The organism is Paenibacillus sp. E194 (assembly GCF_000935845.1).
GTDB lineage: Bacteria > Bacillota > Bacilli > Paenibacillales > Paenibacillaceae > Paenibacillus_B > Paenibacillus_B alvei_B.
On sequence record NZ_JMDX01000265.1, the window covers coordinates 1 to 7380 of the forward strand.

Consider the following 7380-nt stretch of genomic DNA (forward strand, 5'->3'; position numbering starts at 1 on the left):
TTCCGTAAGTGGTCGACCCAGTATTGCGGGTCTGTCGCCTCCTCCGGCGTAATCCATCTTCCCGTTACATTCGATATGTATGAGATATTGGGTGGGTGCAGGCGAATGGTTCGCATCGCTTCAGCAAAACGAGGGAGAATCGGCTCCATCATCTCCGAGTGATACGCGTGTGACGTTGCCAGCCGTTTGCTAATGACGCCCTTGCCGCTTAAGAAGGCTTCAAAACGCTCCGTTGCTGCGTACGTTCCGGCCACTACGCAGGATCTTGGGCTGTTTACCACGGCGATGGACAGTTCGGCACCGGACTCGCCTAACGCCTCGATCGTATCGGCTTCGGACAAAGACACCGCCGTCATCGCTCCACGCTCCATTTGCTGCATAAGGCTTGCTCGGACCGCGATAACTTTTATCGCATCATTTAGAGACATGACGCCTGCGAGACAAGCTGCGACATATTCGCCAATACTGTGTCCGATCATCGCTTCCTGCTTTATGCCCCATGCTTCCATCTGCTTGGCTAAAGCATATTCTACGCAAAATAATGCGGGTTGCGCGTACTTCGTTTGATGGAGTTGATTCGCCGCTTCTTTCTCCTCACCCGGCAGCGGATACAAGAGGCGTAACAGGTCCGCATCGAGCACGGAAGCCGACAACTTGGCACACTGTTGAATATGCTCGCGAAATGCAGGCGCACAGCGATACAAATCGCTCGCCATATGGACATACTGCGCCCCTTGTCCTGTAAACATGAAGAAGACAGAGGGCGTCGCCTCATTCGCTTCATCCATGTTTGAAGGCATGCTCGCCGTCATCTTCCGAAGTTCCTCCATCGCCGACTCGGCGGACTTGTGCGCGACGATAGCCATACGCCTGGCGAACGACTCTTTGCCAACAGCCAATGTGTAAGCAATGGATGCCATGTCCACCTCTTGATGTCGCTGCAAGTAGTCAATCAAATCTTCTGCCCTTTGCCGAAGCGAGCCCGGTGTTCGCGCTGACAAAGCAAGCAGATGCCAGTCCGGTTCAGCGTCGACATCTTTCTCGTCCGTTGTCCTTGGCGGCGCTTCTTCTAGAATCACATGGGCATTCGTCCCGCCTATGCCAAATGAACTAACTCCCGCGCGGAGCGGCTCTCCATCCGACAACCAGTCCTTCAGATTCCCGTTGACATAGAAGGGACTGTCGGAAAAATTGATATGGGGATTAGGCTCCTTATAATGCAGACTGGGCGGCAGCATTCGATGCTTGATGCAAAGCACTGCCTTGATAAGGCCGCTAACGCCTGCTGCGCTGTCAAGATGACCGATATTCGTCTTGACGGAACCAACGGCGCAGTATTGATTTTTCCGCGTGAACGTGCGGTAAGCATCCGTCAGCGCAGCGATTTCTATCGGATCCCCCAAAGCGGTCCCTGTTCCGTGCGCCTCAATGTACGTTATCGTTGCCGGATCGACTCCGGCTATGGTCAGCGCTTCCTTCACGACTTCGGCTTGCCGGGCAACGCTTGGAGCCGTATAACCGACTTTATCCGCTCCATCGTTATTGACAGCCGTCCCCCTGATAATCGCTACAATTTCGTCCCCGTCCGCGATCGCGTCATCCAACCTCTTTAGCGCTACGACCCCGACCCCATTACCTACGACAGTTCCCTGCGACGCTGCGTCGAACGCCCGGCAATGACCGTCCGGCGCCAGAATACCGCCTTCCTGATAATCGAATCCTAACATTTGATCGGCTTTAACCGACACGCCTCCGGCTAATGCCATATCGCATTCGTAAGTGAATAATGCTTGACAGGCCATATGCACGGCTACCAGAGAACTCGAGCATGCCGTTTGAACCGCGATGCTCGGACCGTTCAACTTTAATTTATGCGACACTCGCGTTGTTAAAAAATCCGGTCCATTTCCAATGGCAACTTGAAACGTTCCAACGGTTTGCATAATGTCCGAATGACTTTGAACATGTCTGACATAATCCGATTGACCGCTTCCCGCGTATACGCCAACACGTTCCGGACAACGTGTCGGTGCATAGCCGGACGCTTCCATTGCCTCATAGGCGCATTCCAAAAACAATCGATGCTGAGGATCCGTTAACTCCGCTTCGCGCGGAGTCATCCCGAAGAAGGCCGCATCAAACGCTGCCGCATTCTCCAGCAAACATGCGGTATGAATGCGTCCTTCTTCAGGTTCCTTAAACGCTGTCACCGACTCAATGCCGTTTATCAGATTGTCCCACAACTGCTCGACATTCCGTGCTCCAGGAAACCGGCCCGCCATGCCGATAATGGCAATCCCATTCATTGTCTCTATCTTCTTTCCAACATCCATCGCGCTATCGCCCTCTCCCTCTTAGTCGTTTCTGTCTCAAAAATGCATCCGCCCTGTAAGCGCTTACCTGTTTGTGGGACAGATTTGCTCCAGACTGTTCCTCTCTATTCGTATGTATTTGCTTTTCAACCAAATAGGATGCCAGCATGCGTATCGTCGTGAATCGAAAGAGATCCATCACAGTAATCGAAACGTCAAGCATCTCTCTTATGCGCCCGTGCATATACAGCAATCGAATCGAATCGCCGCCCAAATCGAAAAAGTGAACATCTGGTTGAACTGAAGTGCTCCCTAATGCATCCTTCCATATTTCCGACAAAATTAACTCTGTCTTATTGTGCGGCATCTCGAGTGGAACTGAATTAGGACTCTCTTCCAGCTTCATGTGCCGCAACTGCCGCAAATCGACCTTTCCGCTCGGCGTCAACGGCAGTCGATCAAGCAAGCAAAACTGTTGCGGTACCATGTATCGCGGGAGCTTCGCTAGCATAAAGTTGCGCAAATCTTCTTTGCGCAGCTCGTCCGAACCGGCTGGAAGAACAAATGCAGCCAGAATCGTCCCTCCAGTATGAACATCTTCGCGGATGATAACAGCCGCTTGCTTGACCTGTGGGTGCATGAAAAGCACATGTTCAATTTCTTCCAGTTCGATGCGGTATCCCCGCAGCTTCACTTGTGAGTCTGCTCGACCAACATATTCGATGCTGCCGTCAGGTAAATAGCGAGCGAGATCGCCAGTACGGTATAAACGGGCGGGAGCAGAGCCCAGCAAGCCCAGATCGATTTCTATGAATCGTTCGGTCGTCATCTCAGGCCGGTTCAAATAACCACGGGCAATACCGATACCGCCAACATGAATATCGCCAGTGACGCCAATCGGTACGGGCTTCTTGTTTTCATCGAGAATGTACACTTTTTTATTTCCAATCGGCCTGCCAATATCAAGCGGCACTCTGCCCGTGAATACGGAGTACGTGACCCATACCGCCGCTTCAGACGGGCCGTATCCGTTGATTAACTTGCGCCCTTCTCCCCATTCCACTGCGACGTCCGGCGGACATGCTTCTCCGGCGGTGACTAGGGTAGCTAGCATTGGCAAAGAATTCGAAGCATTCGGAAAATGGGATAGCAGTGCGAGCAAAGATGGCGACAATATCGCCGTATTCACCTCTGAACTGCGCATACAGTTCAAGAGAGACTCTCCCGGTTGAAGCACTTCACGTGTTTCTAACACAAGTGTGCCTCCATGGCAAAGAACAGGGAAAATTTCGGCAACAGATGCGTCAAAGCTGCACGAAGCAAATTGCAGCATTCGGGTACGCTCCGATAATTCAAGCAACTCTCCTATCGCGAGGATCAAATTACTTAAACTACGATGCTCAATGAGCACTCCCTTCGGTTGTCCCGTCGAGCCTGACGTATAGATGATATAGGCAAGATCGGCTGAACTCGGAGCAAGCACTGGATCAACGTTTAGATCTGCCTTAACATCAGGTTTAGGGATGGGGAGTACGGATAGTTCGGTGTCAGCCATTAGCCCCCCTTCCAGTATCCGAGTCTTTTCTCTTGATCCAATATGTATCAACGATGGCGCAAAATCGCCAACAAATGACATGGATGAGACGATCGTATCATGAGTGAGCACGACGCAAGCTCCCGAGTCTTGCAGCATATACCGGATTCGCTCCTCCGGGTAATAGGGATCGATCGGCAAATAGGCGCCGCCTGCGGTCAACACGGCCATCATGCCCACAATAAGATCGATCCCCCGAGGAAGCATCAGCGCCACGATGCTTTCCCTTTCAATACCTTGACGTTGCAGCGACATGGCTAGTTGCGCCGACTCATTTGCCAGTTCGCGATAAGTGATATGCTCCTCACCGAATTCAAGCGCGACGGCCTCTGGAGAACGCTGTACTTGCTCTCGGAAAAGCTCCACAACCGTCTCATCGATCCGATAATCACGATCCGAGTCGTTGAACTCGATCAATATCTGGTGCCTTTCGGCATCGGTCAGGAGTGGCCAATTCGCAATTGGCATGATCGGGTTGGAAATCGCCTCTTCCAGCATCCGTATGAATCGGCCACCCCAATCATTCATTTCACTATCTTCAAAGAGCGAGCGTTTGTACTCCAGTTCAACCCTATACTGTTTCAGCTCGCCGAAATCTTTTATATGAACGATCACCTCCTCTTCGATATATCCGCTGAAATGCGGTTCTGTTTCGTATCTGATATGCTCCTCCACACCTCCATCCATCGTTTGATACTCAATCCCAATATCGAATAAACGTACAACATCGGGATTCCGTTCTCTAATTCTCGAAACAAGATGTTGAAATGGATACTTCTGATGACGCAGCATACGAGCATATTCTCTCGCCAGGACCCTGCAACAATCGGCAAAACCTTGCATGGGATCGATTTCGTAACGGAAAGCAATCGTATTGGCAAACATACCAAACGTGGCTTTGTCCCGCGGATGCGTCCTGTTGCCAGTTATATTGCCAATCGTATTTTCGCGTTTTCCAGTCATCCGATACAAATAAGCATACATGGCGGTAAGAAAGCAAAGATAGGGCGATATTCCGGTTTCATTGCAAAATCGTTCAACGCGCTCCCTCCATTCGCCTTCGATAACGGTTTCCCAACGCCCACTTTCAGAGCAGGAATGGACAGACTTTGTTCTCGCAAAAACAGGTTCAGTTACGGTTTGAAAATGTTCTTGCCAATATCGGCTGTCCTGCGCATACCGTTCGGAAGCGATATAATCGGTCTCCCGCACAGCGGCTTCCAGGTAGGTCGGCCTATTCTGAAACGGTCTATTCAGTCCTTTTGAGAAGTTCAGATAGAGGTCAATAATGTCGCGTCCTGCATAGATCAATGCTGCGCCGTCTGCGATAACGTGGTGAGCCTTCAGATGAAGCCATAATTCCGATGAAGAAATTTGTAGCACGGAAAATTGAACTAACGGCTCCTTCTCCCATTCAAATAGCTTTCGCAGATTGGCTTGAATCCAATTCCTTGCATTATGGACTGGATCGGGCTCTGATCGAACATCTATCATTCGTACGTGTGGAGAGGCTGTTTGCGCGACAAACTGCCTAGGATAACCGCGACAATCTGCATGGCTGGTAGTCAGCAACAAGCGGGTAGAGTTATTTTCCGATATAAATCTGAGTATAGCTTGTTTTAGCAAATCAGGTTGAACAGGTGATAAGAATTTGATCGAGATGCCGATGTTCATCAGGCTTGACTCAGGATACATTTGTTGCATAAACCATATGCGCTGCTGCGCATTCGTTAGCGGATACGTATCCGTTAGGTTCATGCTCATGTTTAACAGCCTCCTCATCAGTTGGCAAATGCTTCTTGCGGTTTCTAAATAATCGACTCAATCTGGGTTATAAATAACGATTCTAGTGAAGGCCATGAAGTTGCAATTCCGTTCATGTTGGGTGTAGCGAGGGAGAGCAGCCGAATGCCAACACAGTATACCATGGAATGGGTTTGAATTGTTGAAATATGTAAAATGCTCTTATGATAACAGTAATGTGTTTTAATCTTCTGGGCCCCCCAGTTCTAAAATATTCACTTTAATTTTAATCCTTTTAAATACATTTCTGCTAACTCATTGGTTATACTAATTGCTTCTATTCTACTTCCGGCTGGAGCTGTTATCATTTGACCACTCTCCGAATTCCATCCAATACCGCTGTTATCCTTTAATAATTGATTATGATCTGAAACTAATATGGTTACCTTAGTGAAATCGTTATTTATCACTAAAGTTCCATAATAGTATGTATCCGAACCATTTGTTGCACCATTATCTTTTTGATATGTAAAATACGAATAAAGAATTTCACCCGCTCCTTCATCTGAAATGAGTATGGTTAGTTTTCTCTGATCTAATGGGACAGGTATTTCTTCACCTGCTATGTCTATAGTGCCTTCAAATTTTCTTTCCCCGAAGATATTTTTGTATAACTTTCCTTCTATATTTACATTTACAAGTTTTTCTGACTCTAAATGTTCTGTTCCTAATCTATATTTTAGACCTTGTGCATTGAAAATAATGTCCTTGGGATATAAATTTATAAAAATAACAATCGCTAAGGTTGTTAAAAATATTGCAATAACAACTAAAACAAGTTTCTTCATTGTGACCTCCTCATTTGTGCAGATTTCCGATAACGTTGTTATGTTCCCGACACCTTACCGTCCTAGGGCTCCTCTAGAGCCGAGTTACTTGCTGACTTCGGTGGGCAAATGTATCTGCCACTACATCTCGAAATGCCCCGGGTAGACCAAGGGTGTATACCCCGCAGCGGAAACGTGGTATTATCCGAAGGAATACGCTTCTTTGAGTTACTTACATTATTGCTTTAATTATCTCATTCGGCTCTTCAATCTTCTTATAATTACTTTCAAAATATTTATTGAACCATAATGCGTGATAAACTCTTAAACCTGCACTATATGCTCCGTCCAACTCACACGATCCGCCATCTCCTACAAAGATTCTTTGGAGTTCAGCGCGTGCTGGGTCAAATCCGTAGCTATGTTCAGCACTAGAGACTAATATAGTTTTCTACAAGAGAAGAATAATTTCATTTACACAAAATTCTTGACGCTACCATCGCATTAAGCTAACTGGCAGTTCATTTAAAAGAGGAAAAATATCATATATATAACAAGGTCATATATTGTTAAGATTTGATAGGTAAAGTATTCCACGAAATAAATTGAAACAATGGCGTCTCACTTTTTACTAACTGAGTAGGTTAATGATGAATTACTTTTTACTTAAAGAGGTGGGTAGAAGAGTGCACTCTACGCATTATGTTGATTAATTATGTCTTTCCGTCTTACAGCAATATTCTTTTAGGAAAACAGCATAGTTTTATCATCCTCTGGTCACCTATTCTCATGATTGTTTCGTTTATTATCTGTTATTTTTTAATTAAAAAAATAACCATCAAACCGATACTTTTTGGGACAATAATCGGCTTTTGGTTTATCAGAGTAGTTATACAAATAGTTA

General features: G+C 47.1%; 3 protein-coding genes. All 3 read right to left on the reverse strand.

Going from position 1 to position 7380, the window contains the following annotated elements; all coding sequences use genetic code 11:
* On the reverse strand, positions 1-2333 hold a 2333-nt coding region (locus tag AZ66_RS24570; RefSeq protein ID WP_044357282.1), incomplete at its 3' end, for a type I polyketide synthase.
* 4 nt (positions 2334-2337) lie between these two features.
* Positions 2338-5670, reverse strand: a complete 3333-nt coding sequence (locus AZ66_RS24575) for a non-ribosomal peptide synthetase (protein ID WP_044357283.1) — start codon at positions 5668-5670, stop codon at positions 2338-2340.
* Positions 5671-5924: 254 nt separating this feature from the next.
* Positions 5925-6497, reverse strand: a complete 573-nt coding sequence (locus AZ66_RS24580) for a hypothetical protein (protein WP_044357284.1) — start codon at positions 6495-6497, stop codon at positions 5925-5927.
* Positions 6498-7380 lie beyond the last annotated feature (883 nt).

Bases quoted from the DNA above. Each gene is read 5' to 3' on its own strand.
- AZ66_RS24575 (WP_044357283.1), bottom strand. From the start codon at position 5,670: ATGAGCATGAACCTAACGGATACGTATCCGCTAACGAATGCGCAGCAG.
- AZ66_RS24580 (WP_044357284.1), bottom strand. From the start codon at position 6,497: ATGAAGAAACTTGTTTTAGTTGTTATTGCAATATTTTTAACAACCTTA.